Raw genomic sequence first — 23353 nt, 5'->3', positions numbered from 1 at the left:
CCGTGGGTGAGCTCGTCGCGCGTTCCGAGGCCGACCTCCTCGACATCCGCAACTTCGGTGCGAAGTCGATCGACGAGGTCAAGGCGAAGCTGGCCGGCATGGGCCTGGCCCTGAAGGACAGCCCGCCCGGATTCGACCCCACGGCCGCTGCGGACGCCTTCGGCGCCGACGACGACGCGGACGCGGGTTTCGTGGAGACCGAGCAGTACTGATCGGTCGCAGCCGGTGAGCATCCGCTCATCGGGTTCCTGACCCCGGTACCTGATACGGCCGGGGCAGACACACAGGAGAAGAACAATGCCGAAGCCCACCAAGGGTGCCCGTCTGGGCGGCAGCGCCGCGCACGAGAAGCTGCTCCTCGCGAACCTGGCGAAGAGCCTCTTCGAGCACGGCCGTATCACCACCACCGAGGCGAAGGCCCGCCGCCTGCGCCCGTACGCCGAGCGTCTGATCACCAAGGCGAAGAAGGGCGACCTTCACAACCGCCGTCAGGTGCTCCAGGTCATCACGGACAAGAGCGTCGTCCACACGCTCTTCACCGAGATCGGCCCGCGTTACGAGAACCGTCCGGGTGGCTACACCCGCATCACCAAGATCGGTAACCGCCGTGGCGACAACGCGCCCATGGCCGTCATCGAGCTGGTCGAGGCGCTGACGGTGCAGCAGAAGGCCGTGGGTGAGGCCGAGGCCGCCACCAAGCGTGCGGTCAAGGAGGCCGACGAGGCCAAGGCTGCGGAGACCACCGAGGCGCCGGCCGAGGAGGCCGCTGCCGAGGAGTCGGAGGCCTGAGTCTCTGCCTGACGTGAAGCGGGTCCGCCCTTCGGGGCGGGCCCGCTTTCGCGTCCCTGAGAGGATTTCCACGTGAGCGAAGAAGTACAGCCCGGGTTCGTCCGTATCCGCCTCGACCTGTCCTACGACGGCACCGGCTTCCACGGCTGGGCCAAGCAGGCCGGCGGCAGGCGGACCGTGCAGGGTGAGATCGAGGACGCCCTGCGTACGGTGACACGGTCGAGGGAGACGTACGACCTGACCGTGGCCGGCCGGACCGACGCGGGCGTGCACGCGCGCGGGCAGGTGGCACACGTCGATCTGCCCGAGGGCGTCTGGCGGGAGCACCACGAGAAGCTGCTCAAGCGGCTCGCCGGGCGGCTGCCGAAGGACGTGCGGGTCTGGGCGCTCAGGGAGGCTCCCAGCGGCTTCAACGCCCGTTTCTCGGCCGTCTGGCGGCGCTATGCCTACCGGGTGACGGACAACCCCGGGGGAGTGGACCCCCTGCTGCGCAACCACGTCCTGTGGCACGACTGGCCCCTCGACGTGGACGCCATGAACGAGGCCGCGCGGGCGCTGCTCGGCGAGCACGACTTCGCCGCGTACTGCAAGAAGAGGGAAGGGGCCACGACCATTCGGACCCTTCAGGAGCTCAGCCTCGTGCGCGGGTCCGACGGGATCGTCACGGCCACCGTGCGCGCCGACGCGTTCTGTCACAACATGGTGCGCTCGCTGATCGGCGCGCTGCTGTTCGTCGGGGACGGGCACCGCGGGCCGGAGTGGCCCGGAAAGGTGCTGGCCGCGGGGGTGCGGGACTCCGCCGTACACGTCGTACGGCCGCACGGGCTGACCCTGGAGGAGGTCGGCTACCCCGCCGACGAGCTGCTGGCCGCGCGCAACAAGGAGGCGCGGAACAAGCGGTCGCTTCCGTCGGCGGGGTGCTGCTGAGCTACCGGTTCGCCGCCGCGGACGCCTGGGCCTGGCCGCGGCGGTAGATCTGGTTGAAGATGAACTGCTGCAGGTCGTTGCCGACGGAGAAGACCTGGGTGTCCTTGTTGGTGACGTTCTTGCCGTTGAGGAAGCCGCCGGTGGTGAAGTAGGCGTAGCGGCCGACGGCATTCGTGGTCGTCAGGCAGATCGCGGCGTTGCAGAAGTCCTTGACGCCCTTGCCGGGCAGGGAGCGCACCACGGCCTTCTTGGTGGCCTGTTTCCTGACCTTCGTGGCCTGCGCCTGGTCGTCGAAGACGGCGACGCCGACGGTGATCGCGACGCCTCCGCTGGTGTAGGTCGCGCGGATCAGGCGGGTGCAGCCGCCCGCGGTGAGGATCTTCGGCAGGTTGCCGCCGGCGGCCGAGGCGCAGTTCGTGGTGTCGGCCGTGGCGCCCTTCTTGTACACGGTGGTGCCCATGGTCAGCTGGGTGCCCGGGAAGAGCGTGTCGGCGCTGAGCGGGGCGGTGTCCTTCTTGGCGCTGGATATGAAGTCCTTGGGGTCCAGCGGCGGCGGGGCGCTGGTGGGCGCGAAGGACGGCGTGGCCGAGCCGCTGGGCACGGAACCGCTCACGGGCAGGTTCGTGGGCGTGCCGTGGGCGTCGTTGCCGCTGTTCGCGGAGACGACGGCCATGGCGACGGCCGTGCCGACGGCGACCGTGGCGACCGCGCCGGCGCCGACGAAGAGCAGCTTGCGGCGCTTGTTGCGGCTCTCCGATGCCTCGGCGAGCGCTGCCCAGTCCGGGGTTCCGTCGTCACCGCCGCTGTTCCAGGACTGCTGCTGGGAATGCGGTTTCCAGGGATCCCACTGAGACTGGGGTCCCCCCTGCCCGTAACTCATGGGGCGCATCTTAGACGGGGGGCGCGGCTCGGCACGCTGATCGCTCGTTTTGACCCTCGCCGACGACCCCGGTATTCTGCTTGTTCGTTGTGTATTGGCTTGCTCATTCTCACGGGACGGGCCCTTACACCGGTCCACCGGGCCGATGACCAGCGACCCCATGTACGCGGTATGCGTCGCCGCCGTGCGGTCCAGGCTGTCGTGATCGTTTCGGTGACCTGTTCAGGACCATTCACTCGAAGCGAAGGCTACGAACCGTGCGTACGTACAGCCCCAAGCCCGGCGATGTGACGCGCCAGTGGCACGTCATCGACGCTCAGGACGTTGTCCTGGGCCGTCTCGCCACCACTGCAGCGACCCTTCTCCGGGGCAAGCACAAGCCGATCTACGCGCCCCACGTCGACGCTGGTGACTTCGTCATCATCATCAACGCGGACAAGGTGCACCTCTCCGGCAACAAGCGGACCCAGAAGATGGCGTACCGCCACTCCGGCTACCCGGGTGGTCTGCGCTCCGTCCGTTACGACGAGCTGCTCGCCAAGAACCCCGAGAAGGCCATCGAGAAGGCCGTCAAGGGCATGCTCCCCAAGAACACCCTGGGCCGTCAGATGCTCACGAAGCTGAAGGTCTACTCGGGCGACCAGCACCCGCACGCTGCCCAGCAGCCGGTGCCGTTCGAGATCACCCAGGTCGCGCAGTAAGTCCGGCCACCCCCTAAGACTGAAGAGAATCTGAGGAGAATCGTGGCCGAGACCACTGCCGAGCAGCCGATCGAAGAGATCGACATCGAGAGCTACACCACCGAGTCCGAGGTCCCCGTCGAGGGCGAGTACACCTCGGAGTCCCTGGCCTCCCGCTTCGGCGAGCCCCAGCCGGCCGCCGGCCTGGGCCGCCGCAAGAACGCCATCGCCCGCGTCCGGATCGTTCCGGGCACCGGCAAGTGGAAGATCAACGGTCGCACCCTCGAGGACTACTTCCCGAACAAGGTGCACCAGCAGGAAGTCAACGAGCCCTTCAAGGTGCTCGAGCTCGACGGCCGCTACGACGTCATCGCCCGCATCGCCGGTGGCGGTGTCTCCGGCCAGGCCGGTGCCCTCCGTCTCGGTGTCGCCCGTGCCCTGAACGAGGCCGACGTCGACAACAACCGCGGCCCGCTGAAGAAGGCCGGCTTCCTGCGCCGCGACGACCGCGCGGTCGAGCGGAAGAAGGCCGGTCTGAAGAAGGCCCGCAAGGCTCCGCAGTACAGCAAGCGCTAAGCGTCGCCTGCTCGTACTCCGAACGCCCCGGCGGCACGCCACATGTGCCGTCGGGGCGTTCGTTTATCCCAGTCGAGGGCGTATAACGACACAAGACGCTCAGGTGCTCAAAGGCTTGTGCGATCGGATGGAGGACAAGTGGGACGACTCTTCGGCACGGACGGCGTGCGCGGCGTCGCCAACGCGGACCTGACGGCCGAGATGGCGCTCGGCCTGTCCGTTGCGGCGGCCCACGTGCTCGCCGAGGCGGGCAGTTTCGAGGGCCACAGGCCGACGGCGGTGGTCGGTCGGGACCCGCGGGCGTCCGGGGAGTTCCTGGAGGCGGCCGTGGTCGCCGGCCTCGCGAGCGCCGGCGTGGACGTGCTGTGCGTCGGTGTGCTGCCGACGCCCGCGGTGGCGTATCTGACCGGCGCGCTCGGCGCCGACCTGGGCGTGATGCTCTCCGCCAGCCACAACGCGATGCCGGACAACGGCATCAAGTTCTTCGCCCGCGGCGGCCACAAACTCGCCGACGAGCTGGAGGACCGGATCGAGGCGGTGTACGACTCCCACCGGCACGGCGAGCCGTGGGAGCGGCCGACGGGTGCGGGCGTGGGCCGCGTGCGGTCGTACGCCGAGGGCTTCGAGCAGTACGTCGGCCACCTGCTGTCCGTCCTCCCGAACCGGCTCGACGGACTGAAGATCGTCCTGGACGAAGCGCACGGCGCGGCCTCGGGGGTCTCGCCGGAGGCGTTCGCGCGGGCCGGCGCCGAGGTCGTCACGATCGGCGCCGCGCCGGACGGTCTGAACATCAACGACGGCTGCGGCTCGACCCACTTGGGCCTGCTCAAGGCCGCGGTGGTCGAGCACGGCGCCGACTTCGGCATCGCGCACGACGGCGACGCCGACCGGTGCCTGGCCGTGGACCACACCGGCGAGGAGGTCGACGGCGACCAGATCCTCGCCGTGCTGGCGCTCGCCATGCGGGAGCACTCCGCGCTGCGGGCCGACACCGTCGTCGCCACCGTGATGTCCAACCTGGGCTTCAAGCTGGCGATGGAGAAGGCCGGGATCCGCCTGGTGCAGACCGCCGTCGGCGACCGGTATGTGCTGGAGGAGATGAAGGAGCACGGGTTCGCCCTCGGCGGCGAGCAGTCCGGGCACGTCATCGTCCTCGACCACGCGACCACCGGTGACGGCACGCTGACCGGGCTGCTGCTGGCGGCGCGGGTCGCCGAGACCGGCCGCAGCCTGCGCGAGCTGGCGTCGGTGATGGAGCGGCTGCCGCAGGTGCTCATCAACGTGCCGGACGTGGACAGGTCCCGGGTCAGGACCTCGGCCGAACTCGCGGCCGCCGTCAGCGAGGCGGAGCGGGAGCTGGGGGAGACGGGACGGGTGCTGCTCCGGCCGTCCGGCACCGAGCCGTTGGTGCGGGTGATGGTCGAGGCGGCGGACATCGACCAGGCGCGGTCGGTGGCCGGCCGGCTGGCCGACGCGGTGAAGTCGGCTCTGGGTTAGTCCAGCGGGATGCGGCCGGGGCGGGAGTGCTTCCTGCCCCGGACGTCCCACACGTGTGCGTCCTTTCGCGCGACGCGAGTCACTCTATGAACCTAATAAAGGATGCGTGATCGATCGCTGTCGGTATCCCTTCCGTCGAGGCCGTCCCGTGTGACGCGCCCCCCTCGACGGAAGTGAGAAAACCCAGCATGAAGATCGTGAGCAGTACCTTGAAGCGAGCGGTCGGTCCGGCCCTGGTGGCGGGACTGGTCGTCACCTCGGCCGCCACCCCGGCCGCCGCCCAGACACCGGGCTCCACGGCGTTCCGGCTCTTCGGCATGGCTTTGCTCCAGGCCCGCTCCGGCGTGGCGAACCACGTCACGGCCAGAGTCGACCCCATCACCCACCATCTGATCTTCACCGACACCACGGGCATCGCGGTCGGTCCAGGGTGCACCCGAGTGCCCAACGACCCCAACAGCGCCGACTGCGGCGTTGTCACCAGCATCGCGGTCCAACTGGGCGACGGGAACGACACCTTCGACGGTTCCATGGCTCCGGTCAACTCCACCGTCGACGCCGGTACGGGCGTCGACATGGTGACCACCAACGGCGGCAACGACACGATCGGTGTGCAGGACAACGCCGGCGGTGACGTCGTGAACTGCGGCGGTGGCACCGACACGGTGTTCCGCGACCCCGGCGACACCGTCGTCAACTGCGAAAGAGTGTTCTAGAGGCCCCTGTCTAGAGCTTGCGCAGTCTCAGCCGCTGGACCTTGTGGTCCGGTCCCTTGCGGACCACAAGGGTGGCCCGGCCGCGGGTGGGGGCGATGTTCTCGACCAGGTTGGGCTTGTTGATCGTCCGCCACAGGGTGCGGGCGTAGTCCAGGGCCTCGTCCTCGGAGACCTGGGTGTACTTGCGGAAGTAGGAGTCCGGGTCCTGGAAGGCGGTCTGGCGCAGCTTCCTGAAGCGGCTGAGGTACCAGCGCTCGATGTCCTCGGCACTGGCGTCGACGTACACGCTGAAGTCGAAGTAGTCGGCGAGACCGACCCGGGTGCGGCCGTCCTGGCCGGGCAGGGCGGGCTGCAACACGTTCAGGCCCTCGACGATCAGGATGTCGGGGCGGCGGACCGTGAGCTTCTGGTCCGGGACGATGTCGTAGATGAGGTGGGAGTAGACGGGGGCCGTGACCTCGGCCTTGCCCGCCTTGATGTCGGCGACGAAACGGGTCAGGGCCCGGCGGTCGTAGGACTCGGGGAAACCTTTCCGCGACATCAGGCCGCGCGCCTGGAGCTCCTTGGTGGGCAGCAGGAAGCCGTCCGTGGTCACCAGCTCCACCCTTGGGTGCTCGGGCCAGCGGGAGAGCAGCGCCTGCAGCAGGCGGGCGACGGTGGACTTCCCTACGGCCACCGAGCCGGCGACGCCTATGACGAACGGGGTGCCGGACTGGGAGCCCTGCTCGCCGAGGAAGGTGTTCAGCGCGCTTCTGAGGCCGTCCGTGGCGCCGACGTAGAGGTTGAGGAGCCGGGACAGCGGGAGGTAGATGTCCCGCACCTCGTCCAGGTCGATCACGTCGCCCAGACCGCGCAGCTTCTCCACCTCCTCGGCGGTGAGCGGCAGCGGCGTCTTGTCGCGCAGCGCGCTCCACTCGGCGCGGGTGAGGTCGACGTAGGGAGTCGCCTCCGGCCTGTGCCGGTGGGCGCTCCGGGGCATCGAGGAGACCGGTGAGATCACAGTCCATTGTTAACGGAGTTTGAACACGACGGCGGGTGGGCTCCGTCACGCCTCCAGTGAGGGGGAAGCGGTGGCCCAGGTCTCCCGGTGATGTCCCTGACGGCCGGGCGACGTGTTTCCGAGGCGTGCCCGTGGAACGTCGCGGCGCCGTCCCCGCACCGGACCGTTCGACCACGAAACGGCCCTCGTACGGCGGTGGGAATTTCCGATTTCGGGCAGGCGGAGGCCAGTTCGGGCCGTTCGCGGGTCGTAGGCTGCGACTCATGTGCGGAATCGTTGGATACGTAGGATCACAGTCGGCGCTCGAGGTCGTGATGGCCGGGCTGAAGCGGCTGGAGTACCGGGGTTACGACTCGGCGGGTGTCGCCGTGCTGGCCGACGGCGGGCTGGCCGCGGCGAAGAAGGCCGGGAAACTGGTCAACCTGGAGAAGGCGCTGGCCGAACGGCCGCTGCCGACGGGCCCGACGGCCATCGGCCACACCCGCTGGGCCACGCACGGCGGCCCCACGGACGCCAACGCCCACCCGCATCTCGACAACGCGGGCCGGGTCGCCGTCGTCCACAACGGCATCATCGAGAACTTCGCCGTCCTGCGGGCCGAACTCGCCGAGCGCGGCCACGAACTGACCTCCGAGACGGACACCGAGGTCGTCGCCCACCTGCTGGCCGAGGAGTTCTCCGCCGGCGCGGACCTCGCGGAGGCCATGCGGCTGGTGTGCCGGCGGCTGGAGGGCGCGTTCACGCTGGTCGCGGTGCACGCCGACGAGCCGGACGTGGTCGTCGGCGCGCGGCGGAACTCGCCGCTGGTGGTGGGCGTTGGAGAGGGTGAGGCGTTCCTGGCCTCGGACGTCGCCGCGTTCATCGCCCACACGCGCTCGGCGATCGAGCTGGGCCAGGACCAGGTGGTGGAGCTGCGCCGCGACCGCGTGACGGTGACGGGCTTCGACGGCCGCCCGGCCGAGGTCCGCAGCTACCACGTGGACTGGGACGCCTCCGCCGCGGAAAAGGGGGGTTATGACTATTTCATGCTCAAGGAGATCGCCGAGCAGCCCAAGGCGGTCGCCGACACGCTGCTGGGCCGCATCGACCCGTCGGGTTCGCTGACGCTGGACGAGGTCCGCATCTCGCCCTCCGAGCTGCGGGAGATCGACAAGGTCGTCATCGTCGCGTGCGGTACGGCCTTCCACGCCGGCCTGATCGCCAAGTACGCCATCGAGCACTGGACGCGCATCCCGTGCGAGGTGGAGCTGGCCAGCGAGTTCCGCTACCGGGACCCGATCCTGGACGGCCGCTCCCTGGTCATCGCCATCTCCCAGTCCGGCGAGACCATGGACACCCTGATGGCACTGCGCCACGCCCGCGAGCAGGGCTCCAAGGTGCTGGCGATCTGCAACACCAACGGCTCGACGATCCCGCGCGAGTCGGACGCGGTGCTCTACACGCACGCCGGACCGGAGGTCGCCGTGGCCTCCACCAAGGCGTTCCTGACCCAGCTGGTGGCCTGCTACCTGGTGGCGCTGTACCTGGGCCAGGTGCGCGGCACCAAGTGGGGCGACGAGATCCAGGCCGTGATCAAGGACCTGTCCCGCATCTCGGTGGAGGTCGAGCAGGTCCTGGAGACGATGGAGCCGGTGCGTGAGCTGGCCCGGAGCCTGGCGTCGAAGAACACGGTGCTGTTCCTGGGCCGGCACGTGGGCTACCCGGTCGCCCTCGAAGGCGCCCTGAAGCTCAAGGAACTCGCCTACATGCACGCGGAGGGCTTCGCCGCGGGCGAGCTGAAGCACGGCCCGATCGCGCTGATCGAGGAGGACGTGCCGGTCGTGGTCGTCGTCCCGTCGCCGCGCGGCCGCTCGGTCCTGCACGACAAGATCGTCTCCAACATCCAGGAGATCCGGGCCCGTGGGGCGCGCACGATCGTGATCGCGGAGGAGGGCGACGAGGCGGTGGTCCCGTACGCCGACCACCTGATCCGCGTCCCGGCCACCCCGACCCTGCTGCAGCCGCTGGTGGCGACGGTGCCGCTCCAGGTCTTCGCGTGCGAGTTGGCCACCGCCCGGGGGAACGAGGTGGATCAGCCGCGCAACCTGGCCAAGTCGGTCACGGTCGAGTAGGGGCGGGTGCGGCCACTCGTCTGCCGGGTGCCCGTTTCGGGCGCGGGCTCAGTGCACCGAGAAGCCGCCGTCCACGAAGATCGACTGGCCGGTGACATAGGCGGAGGCGCGGCTCGCGAGGAAGACGGCCGCGCCCTCGAAGTCCTCGGCCAGTCCGTTGCGGCCGGTCATCGTGCGGGCGGCCAGGGCGGCCACCTTCTCCGGGTCGGACGACAGCCGCCGGTTGAGCGGCGTCATCACGAACCCCGGCACCAGGGTGTTGACGGTGACGCCGTACGGCGACCAGGCCTCGGCCTGCGAGCGGGCCAGCGACTCCAGCGCGCCCTTGGAGACGCCGTACGCCCCGCTCTGCACGAAGGCGCGGTGGGCCTGCTGGGAGGTGAGGTGGATGATCCGGCCGAAGCCGCGCTCCGCCATGCCGGGCCCGAACCGCTGCCCCAGCAGGAAGGGCGCCTGAAGGTTCACGGCCATGGTGGTGTCCCACACGTCCTCGCCCAGTTCGCCCATCGGCGGCCGCAGGTTGATCCCGGCGGAGTTGACGAGGATGTCCGGCTCGCCGAAGACACCGGCGGCCTCCTCGGCGGCCGCGCGCGCACCGTCGCGGGTGCCCAGGTCGGCCGCGACCCAGCCGGCCCGGCCGCCCTCGGCCGTCAACTCGCCGACGGTCTCCTCCAGTTGCTCCTTGGTGCGGGCCACGACCACCACGCTCGCGCCGGCCCGCGCCAGCGCCCCGGCGATGGCCCGGCCGATGCCGGAGCTGCCGCCGGTCACCACGGCGACACGGCCGTCCAGCGAGAAGAGTTCGGAGAGATAGGCCTGGGATGTCATGGACGGAGCGTAGACGGCACGGGCCCTGACCGGCAGTCGGGTTTCGGCAGGTGGGCGGGTGCGGCCGGGTCCGCGACCGTAGGCTGCCCGGCATGAGCATCATCGGAGTGGGGATCGACGTCGCCGAGATCGACCGGTTCCGCGCGTCCCTGGAGCGGACGCCCGGGCTGGCCGACCGGCTGTTCGTGGCGCGGGAACTGCTGCTGCCCAGCGGGGAACGGCGCGGGGTCGCCTCGCTCGCGGCCCGGTTCGCCGCCAAGGAGGCGCTGGCGAAGGCGCTGGGGGCACCGCCCGGGCTGCACTGGACCGATGTCGAGGTGTACGTCGAGGACAGCGGGCAGCCCCGGCTGCGGGTGACGGGCACCGTGGCCGCGCGGGCCGCGGAGCTGGGTGTGCGGTCCTGGCATGTGTCGCTCAGTCATGACGCGGGCGTCGCCTCGGCCGTGGTGGTGGCCGAGGGCTGAGCCCCCCGGGTGTGGGCGGTGGTGGTTCCGGGGCAGACTCGGTGCCATGCGTAGTGCGTACAGCGTGGAGACGGTGAGGGCGGCCGAACGGGCCCTGATGGCGCGGCTGCCGGAGGGTGCGCTGATGCAGCGGGCCGCCGCGGGGCTGGCCGCCGCCTGCGCCGAGTTGCTCGGACGGGTGTACGGCAGCCGGGTGGTGCTGCTCGTCGGCAGCGGCGACAACGGCGGGGACGCGCTGTACGCCGGGGCGCGGCTGGCCCGGCGCGGGGCCGGGGTCACGGCCGTACTCCTGACGCCCGAGCGGGCGCACGCGGGCGGACTCGCCGCGCTGCGGCGGGCGGGGGGCGCGGTCGCCGCGGCCGATTCCGCCGGCGGGCTGATCGAGCGGGCCGACCTCGTCGTGGACGGGATCGTCGGGATCGGCGGCAAGGGCGGGCTGCGGCCCGAGGCCGAGGCCCTGGCCCTGGCCGCCGGGCGGTCCCGGGCCGCCGTGGTGGCCGTGGACCTGCCCAGCGGGGTCGAGGCGGACACCGGGGAGGTGCGGGGGGCGGCGATCCGGGCCGATCTGACGGTGACCTTCGGAACGTACAAGCCGGGCCTGCTGATCGATCCGGCGCGGGAGTACGCCGGGGTGGTGCGACTCGTCGACATCGGTCTCGACCTGCCCGCCGGGCCCGAGCTCCACGCCCTGCAACACGCCGATGTGGCACGGCTGTTGCCGGTGCCCGCCGCGGAGAGCGACAAGTACCGGCGCGGGGTCGTCGGCATCGCCGCCGGGTCCGCGCGCTATCCCGGCGCCGCCGTGCTCGCCGTCTCCGGGGCGCTGCGGGGCGGGGCGGGGGCCGTGCGGTACGTCGGGCCCGCGGGGGAGGCGGTCATCGCCCGCTTCCCGGAGACGCTGGTGTCCGACCAGGGGCCGGCGAAGGCGGGGCGGGTACAGGCGTGGGTGGTCGGGCCGGGCGCCGGGGAGGACGCGGCGAGCGTCGCCGAGGTGCTCCGGGCGGACGTGCCGGTGCTGCTCGACGCGGACGGGCTGCGGCTGGCCGACCGGGACGCGGTGCGCGGGCGTACGGCACCGACCCTGATGACGCCCCATGCCGGGGAGGCGGCCGCGCTGCTCGGGGTACGGCGCGAGGAGGTCGAGGGGGGCCGGCTGGCCGCGGTACGGGAGCTGGCGGCGGCGTACCGGGCGACGGTGCTGTTGAAGGGCTCCACGACCCTGGTCGCCGACGCCGGGGGCGGGGCCGTGCGGGTGAACGCCACGGGGACCTCCTGGCTGGCCACGGCGGGCAGCGGTGACGTGTTGTCGGGCCTCGCCGGGTCGCTGCTGGCGGCGGGCCTGTCCGCGCTGGACGCGGGGAGCGCGGCGGCGTATCTGCACGGCCTGGCGGGGAGGTTCGCGGCGAACGGGGCGCCGGCGGGGGCGCATGACGTGGCCGAACAGATTCCGGAGGCCTGGAGGGACGTGCGCGCGCTGTAGCCGACAGGGGGGACCGGTGCTGCGGTGCGGCACGACTGCCCGCAGCGGCGGGGCCGCCTCGAAGCCGCCGCCCCCACCCGCGCAGCCGCACCCTGACGACCACCGGCGTACCCAGGTCCACCCCCCGGGGTGACCCTCCCGCGCGGCACCGCTGATCCGGCGGAGCCCCACGCTTGGCTGATCGCATGATCAGCAGACGAATCGCGTCCAGAGGCGTCGCGGTGCTGCTCGCCACCGCGACGGCTCTCCCGGCGGCCGGCACCGCCATGGCCTCCTCGGCGGCCGGCGCCCCCGCGGCCGGCGCTCCCGTGCCCCCCGCCCCTGCCCCCGCCCCCGAGCTGGTCCCCGGTGTCGCCCCCGGGCCGGGCCGGCCCTGGCAGATCGACACGCCCGACCAGGCGTTGCCGCCGAAGGTGTACACGCCCAGCGCCCAGGAGGACGCCGTGGAACCCGAGCCCGCGGCGCCGGGGACGTACGACCTCATCGAGTACGTGCCGCTCGCCGACGCCGTCGGCAAGGCGACGTGCAGCAAGCAGGCCGGGCCCTATCAGCGGCAGGTGGAGAAGTGGCTGAAGCTGAAGGTCGACGGGAAGCAGTCCGCCGCCGACTGCAAGGCCGTCCGCGCCTTCCAGCTCAAGTACAAGATCAAGCCCGCCATCGGCTTCGCCGGGCCCGTCACCTGGTCGACCATGATGCTCGTCTCGGCGAGGAAGAACCCGAACGCCGCCAGGAAGTGCCCCGTCCGGTCGTACAAGGTCGCCTGTGTCGATCTGGACCGTCAGCTCACCTGGGTCCAGAAGGGCTCCGAGGTGGAGTTCGGGCCCGTGCCCATGCGCAGCGGGCGCACGGGGCATCTCACGCGCAAGGGCTGGCACACCATCTACTGGCGGCACAAGAACCACTGGTCGACCCTGTACGACCAGCCCATGCCGTACGCCCAGTTCTTCGACGGCGGCGAGGCCTTCCACGCCGTCTACGGCAGCATCTACACCACCGTCGGCTCCTACGGCTGCGTCAACCTGACACTCGGCGACGCCGCCAGACTGTGGGACGTTCTGAAGAAGGGCGACCACGTCTACGTATGGGGGAAGCGGCCGGGTACCTGAGTTCCCGAGACTGCGACCGGGGCCCTGACGGCCCTCTGAGAGACTGGGGGCGCGATGAGTGAGACTGCGACTGTGCCGACCGCCCCCCTGCGCGCCCGTGCCGAGATCGATCTGGGCGCCCTGCGGGCCAATGTGCGCGCCCTGCGTGCCCGGACGCCGGGCGCGGCCCTGATGGCCGTGGTCAAGTCCGACGGCTACGGCCACGGGGCGGCGGCCTGCGCCCGCGAGGCCCTGGCAGCGGGCGCGACCTGGCTCGGCACGGCCACGCCCGAGGAGGCCCTCGCGCTGCGCGCGGCCGGACTGCAGGATCCCCTCCTGTGCTGGCTGTGGGTGCCGGGCGGCCCCTGGCGGCAGGCGATCGAGGCCGGCATCGACGTGTCGGTGAGCGGTATGTGGGCGCTGCGCGAGGTCGTCGCGGCGGCCAGGGAGGCCGGGCGGCACGCGCGCGTGCAGCTCAAGGCCGACACCGGGCTCGGCCGCAACGGCTGCCAGCCCGGGGCGGACTGGGCCGAGCTGGTCGCCGAGTCCCTGCGCGCCGAGGCCGAGGGGCTGGTGAAGGTCACCGGGCTGTGGTCGCACTTCGCCTGCGCCGACGAGCCCGGCCATCCCTCCATCGCCGCCCAGCTCGGCCGCTTCCGGGAGATGCTGGCGTACGCCGAGCAGCAGGGGGTGCGCCCCGAGGTGCGGCACATCGCCAACTCGCCCGCCACCCTCACCCTGCCCGAGACCCACTTCGACCTGGTCCGCGCGGGTATCGCCCTGTACGGCATCTCACCCAGCCCGGAGCTGGGCACCCCGGCCGACTTCGGGCTGCGCCCGGTGATGACGCTCAGCGCCTCGCTGGCCCTGGTCAAGCACGTACCCGGCGGGCACGGCATCAGCTACGGCCACCACTACGTCACGCCCGGCGAGACCACGCTCGGCCTGGTGCCGGTGGGCTACGCGGACGGCATCCCCCGGCACGCCTCCGGCACCGGTCCGGTGCTGGTCGACGGCAAGTGGCGCACGGTCGCCGGCCGGGTGGCCATGGACCAGTTCGTGGTGGACCTCGGCGGCGACGAGCCCGCGGTGGGCAGCGAGGCCGTGCTGTTCGGGCCCGGTGATCGCGGTGAGCCCACCGCCGAGGACTGGGCGCAGGCCTGCGGCACGATTGCATACGAAATCGTCACGCGCATCGGAACCCGGGTTCCGCGCGTCTATGTGAACGGGTCCGTGTGACGGCGTCCGAGCGGCGGCGCCCATGTGACGCGTCCGTGTGACGCGTTCATGTGACCGTGTCCATGCGAACGGGGAAGGACCCGGGTAACCCGTTGGGGGCGCGCGACCGGGATCACGTGTAACTCCGGTCATACCTGTTACCGCCGGAGCACAGGCACCATCGTCGCACCAACCCAGCGAACTGCAGTACGGCGAAGAGGAGCGGTACGTGAGCGAGAGCAGTGCCGAGGCCGTGGCGGACGTCGTCGCCTCGGCGGCCGCCTCCGCCGCGGGGGCGGTCGGCAGCTGGCGCAAAGCGACCGGCATCGCCGGTGCCGCGATAGGGGTGATCGCCGCGGGTGCAGCGGCCGGCGTCGCCATAGAGCGGATGACAGTGGGGCGCGGGATGCGCAGGAAGGCCCGGCTCGCGCTGGACTCCGCGGGCCCCTACGGCACCCTGCGCGGCACCCCCGGCAAGGCGATCGCCGACGACGGCACCGAGCTGTACTACGAGGTCGACGAGGTCGAGCCCGACCCGGGCCCGAACGTCTCCCCGCGCCGGCGCCGGCTGTTCGGCCGTAAGGCCCCCGCCCCGGTCACCGTCGTCTTCTGCCACGGCTACTGCCTCAGCCAGGACTCCTGGCACTTCCAGCGCGCGGCCCTGCGCGGGGTCGTGCGCACCGTGCACTGGGACCAGCGCAGCCACGGCCGCTCCGGGCGGGGCGTGGCCCAGACCCGGGACCGGGTGCCGGTCACCATCGACCAGCTCGGCCGCGATCTGAAGGCCGTCCTCGACGCCGCCGCACCGGAGGGCCCGGTCGTGCTGGTCGGCCACTCGATGGGCGGCATGACGATCATGGCGCTCGCCGCCCACTTCCCCGAGCTGATCGCGGAGCGGGTCGTCGCCACCGCCCTCGTCGGTACCTCGTCCGGGCGGCTCGGCGAGGTCAACTTCGGGCTGCCGCTCGCCGGCGTCAACGCCGTGCGCCGGATCCTGCCCGGAGTGCTGAAGGCGCTCGGGCAGCAGGCCGAGCTGGTGGAGAAGGGGCGCCGGGCCACCGCCGACCTGTTCGCCGGGATCATCAAGCGCTACTCGTTCGCGGGGCGGGACGTCGACCCGGCCGTCGAACGGTTCGCGGAGCGGATGATCGAGTCCACGCCGATCGACGTGGTCGCCGAGTTCTACCCGGCCTTCACCGACCACGACAAGACCGAGGCCCTCGCCTGTTTCCGGGACATGCCCGTGCTGGTCCTGGCCGGTGTCCAGGACCTGGTCACGCCCAGCGAGCACAGCGAGGCCATAGCCGACCTGCTGCCCGAGGCCGAGCTGGTCCTCGTCCCGGACGCCGGGCACCTGGTGATGCTGGAACACCCGGAAGTGGTCACCGACCGCCTCGCCGACCTGCTCACCCGGGCGGGTGCGGTACCCGCAGGAGCTACGGTTATGGGCTATGGAAGCACCAGCAGCACCGCAGAACCCCGCTGAGACCCGGCTCACGATCACCGCGCCCGAGCAGATGCGGGAACTGGGCCGCAGGCTGGCCAAGCTGCTGCGCGCGGGTGACCTGGTGATGCTCAGCGGTGAGCTCGGCGCGGGCAAGACCACGCTGACCCGCGGGCTCGGCGAGGGGCTCGGCGTGCGCGGCGCGGTCACCTCCCCGACCTTCGTGATCGCCCGGGTTCACCCCTCCCTCGGCGACGGCCCGCCCCTGGTCCACGTGGACGCCTACCGGCTCGGCGGCGGCCTGGACGAGATGGAGGACCTCGACCTCGACGTCTCGCTGCCCGACTCGGTGATCGTCGTGGAGTGGGGCGAGGGCAAGGTCGAGGAGCTGACCGAGGACCGGCTCCAGGTCGTCATCCACCGCTCCGTCGGCGACACCACGGACGAGGTACGGCACGTCACCGTCACGGGGCTGGGGGAGCGCTGGGCGGACGCGGGCCTGGAGACGCTCGCAGCCTGAGCGCCAGGATTCCGACAGGCCGTCGGCAACATGTTGCGCGGAACGTACCGGGCGTGGTCACATGGTGTCCAGCCCGTAGTTAGGCGTACCTAACTACGCCCGCCCCCGCACGTCAGGAGGCGTCCCATGACCGAGTCCGGTTCCACCGCCGTGTCCATGCGCGACCTCTTGGCGTCATGCGAGGCGGCGAAGGCGGTCTCCCGTCCACCCCGGGCCCCTGAGGAGCGCCCGCGTCCCAAAGAGGCGCCGCACACGCCCGAGGACACCTCGCGGGACCCACGAGCGGCGGCTTAACGCACGACCACCACCCGCACCCCGATCGTCGCGAACATCCACATCGCATCCCCGTCGGCCCGGCTCTCCCGAATCCCCCCGGTCCGCACCTTCGGACCGGCAGCCGTCCGCGGAGCGACCGCCGCGCTGAACCCGATCGCGATCCCGTCCACGCTGGTGAACCGGACCACATGCTCGACGGGAACCCCGTCCGTGCCGGTGGTCGCGCTCGACCGGGACGTGACCCAGTACATGCCCGGCGGAGGGTCGACCGTGCCAGGGTCGACCTTGAAGCTGCGCTCCAGCCGGTTCCCGGTGTCGACCAGCCAGACCCGGTCGTCGTCCACCGAGTACACGACCCGTTCACCCGTACCGGACCCGCCCGGCACTGCGGTCGGGCTGTGCCGGTGTGCCGTGGCGGTCACCGCGGCCGCGTTCGGGCCGGGCCTGCCGCTCAGGCTCGCCGGTACGTTCGCCCGGGCCTGGAAGGCGAGGAAGCCGACGGCTCCGAGGGCCGCCGCGGTGAGGCCGGCCACGATCGCCGAGCTGGTCCCTGCCACGTGCGCCCACCTCTGCCTCGTGCGCCCTGCCTCGTGCGCTGTGTACTCGTGCGCTGTGTCTCATGCGATATGTCGTACTTCGTACAGACCGTAGCAGTCAGTGACCGTCCGCCCCGGACGGCCATGCACGCGGCGCGGGCGCCGTAGGCTGTTCGCGTGCTCTTGCTCGCTCTGGATACCGCAACACCCGCCGTCACCGTCGCGCTGCACGACGGCACGGACGTCATCGCCTCGTCGAGTCAGGTGGACGCGCGCCGGCACGGAGAGCTGCTGCTGCCGGCCGTGGACCGTGTGCTCGCCGAGGCCGGGCTCGGACTGGACGCCGTCACCGGCATCGTCGTCGGCATCGGCCCCGGCCCCTACACCGGCCTGCGCGTCGGCCTCATGACCGCCGACACCTTCGGTCTGGCGCTCGGCGTCCCCGTCCACGGCGTGTGCACGCTGGACGGCCTCGCCTACGCCGCCGACATCGAGAAGGGCCCCTTCGTCGTGGCGACCGACGCCCGGCGCAAGGAGGTCTACTGGGCGACGTACGCCGACTCCCGCACCCGGCTGACCGACCCGGCTGTCGACCGGCCGGCCGACATCGCCGGGCAGGTCGCGGGTCTGCCCTCGGTGGGCGCGGGCGCGCTGCTCTACCCGGACACGTTCCCGAGCGCCCACGAGCCCGAGCACGTCTCCGCCGCCGCCCTCGCCTCGCTCGCCGCGGAGAAGCTGGCCGCCGGCGAGGAACTGCCCGCACCCCGGCCGCTGTACCTGCGCCGCCCGGACGCGCAGGTGCCCAAGAACTACAAGGTGGTCACCCCGAAGTGACCGTACGACTGCGCGAGATGCGCTGGTGGGACATCGACCCGGTCCTGGAGCTGGAGAAGGACCTGTTCCCCGAGGACGCCTGGTCCCGGGGCATGTTCTGGTCCGAGCTGGCACACGCGCGGGGTCCCGAGGCGACCCGGCGGTACGTCGTGGCGGAGGAGGCCGGCCGGATCGTCGGATACGCCGGGCTCGCCGCCTCCGGCACTGCACCCGACAGCGGCTCCGCCGCGGTCGGCGACATCCAGACCATCGCCGTGGCCCGCGGCCTGCAGGGCACCGGCCTCGGCGGGCAGCTGCTGACCGAGCTGCTGAGGGCGGCCACCGCCTTCGAGTGCGCCGAGGTCATGCTCGAATGCCGGGTCGACAACGTCCGCGCCCAGAAGCTCTACGAGCGCTACGGCTTCGAACCCATCGGCTTCAGACGCGGCTACTACCAGCCGGGCAATGTGGACGCCCTGGTCATGCGCCTGACCGACCCTTCTTCAGTACAAGGAACCGAGATCAATGGCTGACGAACCTCTCGTCCTCGGCATCGAGACCTCGTGCGACGAGACCGGCGTCGGCATCGTCCGCGGCACCACCCTGCTGGCGGACGCCGTCGCCTCCAGCGTGGACGAACACGCCCGCTTCGGCGGTGTCGTACCGGAGGTGGCGTCCCGGGCCCACCTGGAGGCGATGGTCCCGACCATCGACCGCGCGCTGCAGCAGGCGGGGGTGAGCGCCAGGGACCTCGACGGCATCGCCGTGACCGCCGGCCCCGGTCTCGCGGGCGCCCTGCTCGTCGGCGTCTCGGCGGCCAAGGCGTATGCCTACGCCCTCGGCAAGCCCCTGTACGGCGTCAACCACCTCGCCTCGCACATCTGCGTCGACCAGCTGGAGCACGGCCCGCTGCCCGAGCCGACGATGGCCCTGCTGGTCTCCGGCGGCCACTCGTCCCTGCTGCTGTCGGAGGACATCACCTCCGACGTCCGGCCGATGGGCTCGACCATCGACGACGCGGCCGGCGAGGCCTTCGACAAGATCGCCCGGGTGCTGAACCTGGGCTTCCCGGGCGGCCCGGTCATCGACCGGTACGCGCGCGAGGGCGACCCGGAGGCGATCGCCTTCCCACGCGGCCTGACCGGCCCCCGCGACCCGGCCTACGACTTCTCCTTCTCCGGCCTGAAGACGGCCGTGGCACGCTGGATCGAGGCCAGGCGCGCGGCCGGCGAGGAGGTCCCGGTCCGCGATGTGGCCGCCTCCTTCCAGGAGGCCGTCGTGGACGTCCTGACCCGCAAGGCCGTCCGCGCCTGCAAGGACGAGGGCGTCGACCACCTGATGATCGGCGGCGGCGTCGCGGCCAACTCCCGGCTGCGCGCGCTCGCCCAGGAGCGCTGCGAGGCGGCCGGCATCCGCCTCCGCGTCCCGCGCCCCAAGCTGTGCACGGACAACGGCGCGATGGTGGCCGCGCTCGGCGCCGAGATGGTCGCCCGCAACCGGTCCGCCTCCGGCTGGGACCTGTCGGCCGACTCCTCCCTGCCGGTCACGGACCCGCACGTCCCCGGCGACCACGACCATGTGCACGAGGTCAGCAAGGAGAACCTGTACTCGTGACCGTGGCGCTGATGTGGGAGGCCCGGGCCGTCGAGGGCCGGGGCGAGGAACTGCTGGCCTGGGTGCGGGAACAGCCGCTGGACCCGGAGCCGTTGCGCCGCGAGACCTTGCGCGCGCCGCAGGACCGCGTCCTGGTCATCACCTGGTGGGACGCGCCGTTCGACGCCGGGATCCCCGAACTGCCGGAGCCTGCGGAAGAGGTGGTGACGCGTCCGGTGCACCGCTGGCGGTTCGAGTCGGTGGCCGACGGCTGAGTTGCCAAGAACCCCCCGGCCTGCGCTATGATCATCACACAGCGAACGGCAGGAAACCGGAAACGGAAAACCGGCCAGATCGCAGTGCGTTGGTGGTCCAAGGAAAGACGCCCCGCTTCCTGCGGGGAGATGCAGGTGCAAGGCCTGCCCGGCGCTCCATGAAAACCCCGCCCCCGGTGATCCGCGGGCGGGGTTTCGCGTTACCGGCGCCCGGCCTCCTCGGGCTGGACCGCCGCCGCCTCGGGGCCGCCGAAAGCGTGGGCCGCGGCCCGCCGTTCCTTCACCTGCGCGTATCCCATCAGCCCGAACAGCACCGCGAGCAGCACCGCCGAGGAACCGGCCGTCCCCAGGTCCAGGCCGCCCTTGGCGACCGGCTTGGTCAGGAAGTCGCCGGCCGTGGCGCCCAGCGGGCGGGTCAGCACGAACGTGATCCAGAAGAGCAGGACGTTCGGCACCGCCGGGACCTTCATCAGGGCGACGAGGACCAGGAGGAGGCCGGTCACCAGGGACGCGCCGCCCAGATAGCCCAGGCCCGAGCTGTCGGACAGGAAGTCGCCCATCGAGGTGCCGAGGGTGTTGGAGACGAGGATCGCCGACCAGAACAGGGCCTCGCCCCGGAAGGTGACGATCTCGGTGATCTGGAAGGTCATCCCGCTCAGCTTCCAGCCGAGGAAGATCAGCAGCAGGATCGAGATCAGGATCGCGGCGCCCTCCGGGTAGCCGAGGCCGAGCCCCTGCGGGCCCCAGCCGAGGCGTGTCGCGCCGTTCGCGAGGTACTTCTCGCTGGCGTCCCGGTTCATGAAGTCGGACATGGTGGTGCCGGCCATGGAGGTCGACAGGATCACGGTCCAGTAGAAGAACGGGTTGTAGTGCGCGGAGCGCAGCTGGACCACCAGCGTCACCACGAAGACCAGGAACAGGGCGATGGTGGTGAGGAAATAGCCGAGTTTGAGGGTCTGCGCGAACAGGTCGCCCGCGGTCTCGCCCAGGGTCGTCGCCGCGATCTTCATGATCCAGAACGCGAGGGTGACCTCGGGCAGTTTCTTCATGACGGATTTCGTGGTCGTCACGGACGTCAAGGTTGCTCCTGTGGGGGGTGTCAGGTGATCAACGACCCTGTCAGGGGCAACCTGAAAGCATCCTGAACGCCCGTGTCAGGGGTCTTGCGAAAGCACGTTCGCTGTGCTTCGCCGTGACTCAATACGTTCCACCCGCCCCCTGAGGTTCAATCGGTTCCCTGGGACACCACCACATCGCACCGCAGTCGCCGCCCGGGCCCGACCGCCCGGACCGGCCCCGTCAGCCGCAGCCGCACCCGGTGCCGTACGTCCGTGCTCGACGCGGCCAGCCGCAGCTCCAGCGCGCCCGGCTCCACCACCCGTGCCCCCGTGCGGTCCGTGAACGAGGACAGGTCGGCGTGGAAGCGGAAGGTCAGCCGGCGGGACACGCCCGGCGGCAGTTCCACCCGCTGGTACCCGATCAGCCGTACGTCGGGCCGGGTCACGCTCGCCACCGGGTCGTGCAGATACAGCTGGACGACCTCGGCGCCCGCGCGGTCTCCGGTGTTGCGGACGGTGACGGAGAGGTCGTACGAGCCGTCGGTCGGGATCTCGGCCCCGGGGGCGCGGACGTCCTCCCAGGCGAACGTCGTGTACGAGCGGCCGTGGCCGAACGGGTACAGCGGGGTCGGGTCCAGGCTGCTGACCTCTCCGGCCAGGCCCAGCGGGGGCTGGAGGTAGGTCCAGGGCTGGCCGCCGGGCACGCGCGGCACGCTCACCGGGAGCCGCCCTGAGGGGTTCACCCGGCCGGACAGCACCCCGGCCACCGCGGGTCCCCCCTCCTCGCCCGGGAAGAAGGCCTGGACGACCGCGCCGAGCCGGCCGTGCCAGCGGCCCAGGGCGTACGGCCGCCCGGTGAGCAGGACCAGCACCACCGGGACTCCCGTCGCCACCAGCCGGTCCAGCAACTCCCCCTGCACTCCCGGGAGTTGGAGGTCGGCCACGTCACAGCCCTCGCCCGAGGTGCCCCGGCCGAACAGGCCCGCCCGGTCGCCGAGCACCGCCACGCACACGTCCGCCTCCGCCGCCCGCGCCACCGCCTCCGCGAAGCCGCTCGTGTCCGGGTCCGAGACGCCGCAGCCCTCGGAGAACGTGACCTTGGCGTCCGGGAGTTCGGTGCGCAGGGCGTCCAGGACCGTGGGGATCCCGATGCCGAGCGGGACGCCGGGGTGGTGGGTGAGGACGTGGGCGGGGAAGGAGTAGCAGCCGAGCATGGCGAGCGGGTCCGCCGCGCGCGGGCCGACCACCGCGATCCGGGTGCCGGGGGCCAGCGGCAGCAGCCCGCCGGGGTTGTCCAGCAGCACCACCGACTCCTCGGCCAGCCGCCGGGCCACGGCCCGGTTCTCCGCCGAGTCCAGGTCCACCGTGCCCCGCGGCTCCGGCCGCCAGTCCGGGTCCAGCAGGCCCAGCTCGCACTTCTGCAGCAGCACGCGGCGGGCCGCCCGGTCCACCAGCGACTCCGGGACTCGTCCCTCGCGTACGGCGGTGACGAGCGGGGTGCCGTAGCACTTCACGGTCGGCAGCTCGACGTCGATGCCCGCGGCCAGCGCCCGGTGCGCCGCCTCCGCCTCGTCCGCCGCGACCCGGTGCAGGCTCTGAAGGAACCCGATGCCGAAGTAGTCGGCGACCACCGTGCCGGTGAAGCCCCACTCCTCGCGCAGCAGCTCGGTCAGCAGGCGAGGGTCGGCGGAGGCGGGCACGCCGTCGGTCTCGGTGTAGGCCGCCATCACCGAACGGGCCCCGCCCTCGCGCAGCGCCATCTCGAAGGGGGGAAGGGTGAGGTCCGCGAACTCCCGTACGCCCGCCCGGACCGGCGCCAGATTGCGGGCGCCCGCCGAGGACGCGTACCCGGCGAAGTGCTTGAGCGTGGCGACGACCCCGGCCGACTCCAGGCCGCGTACATACGCCGTGCCGATCGTGCCGACCAGGTACGGGTCCTCGCCGATCGTCTCCTCCACCCGCCCCCAGCGCGGGTCGCGGACCACGTCCAGGACGGGGGCGAGGCCCTGGTGGACGCCGGACGCGCGCAGGTCGTGGCCGATGCGCCGGCCCATCTCCTCCACCAGCGCCGGGTCGAAGGCCGCGCCCCAGGCGAGCGGCACCGGGTAGGCCGTCGCGCGCCAGGCGGTGAACCCGGCCAGGCACTCCTCGTGGGCGACGGCCGGGATGCCGAAGCGGCCGGCGGCGGCGATCCGGCGCTGGGCGCGGGCCAGGGCCCGGGCGCCGAGGGCCGGGTCCACGGGGGCGGTGCCGAAGGAGCGGGTCAGCTGGCCGAGGCCGTGGGTGATCAGCTCGTCCCAGTCGACGTCGGCGGTCATCTCGCGCTGCAGGGGGGCCACGCCGTCGCCGTCCGTGGCGGCGCCCACCCACACGCCGTACAGCTGGGCGGCCTTCTCCTGAAGGGTCATCCGGGCGAGCAGGTCGGTCACGCGCGCGTCGGCGGGCAGGGCGGGGTCGCGCCAAGGAGCGGTGGTCATGGAACTCCCGTCACTCTGACTGTCGCTCACGAATGGTATCGAATGTTTCGCTAGAGATATCGAATGTTCCGGGAACCTATGGCGCGCACAGACCTTCGTCAAGGGGTAAC

24 protein-coding genes and 1 tRNA gene are annotated in these 23353 nt (G+C 71.8%); 19 read left to right on the top strand and 6 right to left on the bottom strand.

The features are described from left to right. From ABT288_RS30555 to truA, 3 genes are all read left to right on the top strand, one after another. Positions 1-212: DNA-directed RNA polymerase subunit alpha C-terminal domain-containing protein (locus tag ABT288_RS30555; RefSeq protein WP_351256086.1), on the top strand; the 212-nt coding region annotated here is incomplete at its 5' end. A gap of 85 nt (positions 213-297) precedes the next feature. Further along, positions 298-789 (top strand): 50S ribosomal protein L17, encoded by a 492-nt coding sequence (gene rplQ / locus ABT288_RS30550; RefSeq protein ID WP_351614443.1) that lies wholly within the window; start codon positions 298-300, stop codon positions 787-789. 72 nt (positions 790-861) lie between these two features. Beyond that, on the top strand, positions 862-1716 hold the full coding sequence (gene truA / locus ABT288_RS30545) for a tRNA pseudouridine(38-40) synthase TruA (protein WP_351614441.1): 855 nt from the start codon (positions 862-864) through the stop codon (positions 1714-1716). Position 1717: 1 nt separating this feature from the next. Here the strand turns inward: truA and ABT288_RS30540 are convergent, their stop codons facing one another. Further along, positions 1718-2596, bottom strand: a complete 879-nt coding sequence (locus ABT288_RS30540) for a hypothetical protein (protein WP_351614439.1) — start codon at positions 2594-2596, stop codon at positions 1718-1720. Between the two features lie 257 nt (positions 2597-2853). Here ABT288_RS30540 and rplM point away from each other — a divergent pair, with 257 nt between their 5' ends. From rplM to ABT288_RS30520, 4 genes are all read left to right on the top strand, one after another. Next, positions 2854-3297: a 50S ribosomal protein L13 gene (gene rplM, locus ABT288_RS30535; RefSeq protein ID WP_189978663.1), complete on the top strand. Its 444-nt coding sequence runs from the start codon at positions 2854-2856 to the stop codon at positions 3295-3297. Between the two features lie 42 nt (positions 3298-3339). Then, positions 3340-3852 carry a 30S ribosomal protein S9 gene (gene rpsI / locus ABT288_RS30530; protein WP_351614436.1) on the top strand — a complete coding sequence of 171 codons (513 nt, stop codon included), beginning with the start codon at positions 3340-3342 and terminating at the stop codon, positions 3850-3852. A gap of 138 nt (positions 3853-3990) precedes the next feature. Continuing rightward, positions 3991-5349 carry a phosphoglucosamine mutase gene (glmM, locus tag ABT288_RS30525; protein ID WP_351614434.1) on the top strand — a complete coding sequence of 453 codons (1359 nt, stop codon included), beginning with the start codon at positions 3991-3993 and terminating at the stop codon, positions 5347-5349. A gap of 197 nt (positions 5350-5546) precedes the next feature. After that, a complete protein-coding gene (locus tag ABT288_RS30520; RefSeq protein ID WP_351614431.1) occupies positions 5547-6065 on the top strand; it encodes a hypothetical protein in 519 nt (172 codons plus the stop codon). A 10-nt stretch (positions 6066-6075) separates the two neighbouring features. Here ABT288_RS30520 and coaA read toward each other — a convergent pair whose 3' ends face one another. Next, complete coding sequence (gene coaA, locus ABT288_RS30515) at positions 6076-7044, bottom strand: type I pantothenate kinase (protein ID WP_450859811.1); 969 nt, start codon at positions 7042-7044, stop codon at positions 6076-6078. A gap of 284 nt (positions 7045-7328) precedes the next feature. Between coaA and glmS the strand changes: the two genes are divergently transcribed. Continuing rightward, positions 7329-9176: a glutamine--fructose-6-phosphate transaminase (isomerizing) gene (gene glmS / locus ABT288_RS30510; RefSeq protein WP_351614425.1), complete on the top strand. Its 1848-nt coding sequence runs from the start codon at positions 7329-7331 to the stop codon at positions 9174-9176. A gap of 48 nt (positions 9177-9224) precedes the next feature. Here the strand turns inward: glmS and ABT288_RS30505 are convergent, their stop codons facing one another. Further along, positions 9225-10004: an SDR family NAD(P)-dependent oxidoreductase gene (locus ABT288_RS30505; protein WP_351614422.1), complete on the bottom strand. Its 780-nt coding sequence runs from the start codon at positions 10002-10004 to the stop codon at positions 9225-9227. Positions 10005-10096: 92 nt separating this feature from the next. On the opposite strand from ABT288_RS30505, the gene ABT288_RS30500 reads away from it, so the two are divergent. From ABT288_RS30500 to tsaE, 6 genes are all read left to right on the top strand, one after another. Next, positions 10097-10468, top strand: a complete 372-nt coding sequence (locus tag ABT288_RS30500; protein ID WP_351614420.1) for a holo-ACP synthase — start codon at positions 10097-10099, stop codon at positions 10466-10468. Between the two features lie 46 nt (positions 10469-10514). Next, a complete protein-coding gene (locus ABT288_RS30495) occupies positions 10515-11948 on the top strand; it encodes an NAD(P)H-hydrate dehydratase (protein ID WP_351614417.1) in 1434 nt (477 codons plus the stop codon). A gap of 185 nt (positions 11949-12133) precedes the next feature. Beyond that, on the top strand, positions 12134-13054 hold the full coding sequence (locus ABT288_RS30490; RefSeq protein ID WP_351614414.1) for a L,D-transpeptidase family protein: 921 nt from the start codon (positions 12134-12136) through the stop codon (positions 13052-13054). A 54-nt stretch (positions 13055-13108) separates the two neighbouring features. Next, positions 13109-14272, top strand: a complete 1164-nt coding sequence (alr, locus tag ABT288_RS30485) for an alanine racemase (protein WP_351614411.1) — start codon at positions 13109-13111, stop codon at positions 14270-14272. Between the two features lie 208 nt (positions 14273-14480). Further along, positions 14481-15737, top strand: coding sequence for an alpha/beta fold hydrolase (locus ABT288_RS30480; protein ID WP_351614409.1), 1257 nt, complete (start codon positions 14481-14483; stop codon positions 15735-15737). Continuing rightward, positions 15703-16215 carry a tRNA (adenosine(37)-N6)-threonylcarbamoyltransferase complex ATPase subunit type 1 TsaE gene (tsaE, locus tag ABT288_RS30475; protein ID WP_351614407.1) on the top strand — a complete coding sequence of 171 codons (513 nt, stop codon included), beginning with the start codon at positions 15703-15705 and terminating at the stop codon, positions 16213-16215. Before ABT288_RS30480 ends, tsaE begins: the two co-directional genes overlap by 35 nt. 290 nt (positions 16216-16505) lie before the next feature. On the opposite strand, the gene ABT288_RS30470 is transcribed toward tsaE, so the two are convergent. Then, positions 16506-17048, bottom strand: a complete 543-nt coding sequence (locus ABT288_RS30470; RefSeq protein ID WP_351614404.1) for a hypothetical protein — start codon at positions 17046-17048, stop codon at positions 16506-16508. A 156-nt stretch (positions 17049-17204) separates the two neighbouring features. Between ABT288_RS30470 and tsaB the strand changes: the two genes are divergently transcribed. The 5 genes from tsaB (at position 17205) to ABT288_RS30445 (ending at position 19867) form a co-directional block, all read left to right on the top strand. After that, positions 17205-17861, top strand: a complete 657-nt coding sequence (gene tsaB / locus ABT288_RS30465) for a tRNA (adenosine(37)-N6)-threonylcarbamoyltransferase complex dimerization subunit type 1 TsaB (protein ID WP_351614401.1) — start codon at positions 17205-17207, stop codon at positions 17859-17861. A 17-nt stretch (positions 17862-17878) separates the two neighbouring features. Beyond that, positions 17879-18373 carry a ribosomal protein S18-alanine N-acetyltransferase gene (gene rimI, locus ABT288_RS30460; protein ID WP_351614446.1) on the top strand — a complete coding sequence of 165 codons (495 nt, stop codon included), beginning with the start codon at positions 17879-17881 and terminating at the stop codon, positions 18371-18373. After that, complete coding sequence (gene tsaD, locus ABT288_RS30455; RefSeq protein WP_351614400.1) at positions 18366-19454, top strand: tRNA (adenosine(37)-N6)-threonylcarbamoyltransferase complex transferase subunit TsaD; 1089 nt, start codon at positions 18366-18368, stop codon at positions 19452-19454. The genes rimI and tsaD overlap by 8 nt, the downstream gene beginning before the upstream one ends. Next, positions 19451-19708 (top strand): hypothetical protein, encoded by a 258-nt coding sequence (locus ABT288_RS30450; protein WP_351614397.1) that lies wholly within the window; start codon positions 19451-19453, stop codon positions 19706-19708. Before tsaD ends, ABT288_RS30450 begins: the two co-directional genes overlap by 4 nt. 86 nt (positions 19709-19794) lie before the next feature. Continuing rightward, positions 19795-19867: transfer RNA gene (locus tag ABT288_RS30445), tRNA-Gly, on the top strand. Positions 19868-19908: 41 nt separating this feature from the next. On the opposite strand, the gene ABT288_RS30440 is transcribed toward ABT288_RS30445, so the two are convergent. Both ABT288_RS30440 and ABT288_RS30435 read right to left on the bottom strand, forming a co-directional pair. Further along, the gene (locus ABT288_RS30440; protein ID WP_351614394.1) at positions 19909-20778 is read right to left on the bottom strand and encodes a COG4705 family protein; all 870 of its coding nucleotides are present in this window, start codon (positions 20776-20778) and stop codon (positions 19909-19911) included. Positions 20779-20933: 155 nt separating this feature from the next. Further along, complete coding sequence (locus ABT288_RS30435) at positions 20934-23243, bottom strand: beta-xylosidase/alpha-l-arabinosidase (RefSeq protein ID WP_351614391.1); 2310 nt, start codon at positions 23241-23243, stop codon at positions 20934-20936. Positions 23244-23353: the final 110 nt, after the last annotated feature.

The sequence above is a fragment of the Streptomyces sp. NPDC001093 genome, assembly GCF_040298985.1.
GTDB lineage: Bacteria > Actinomycetota > Actinomycetes > Streptomycetales > Streptomycetaceae > Streptomyces.
This window is presented reverse-complemented; position numbering and strand designations above follow the sequence as displayed.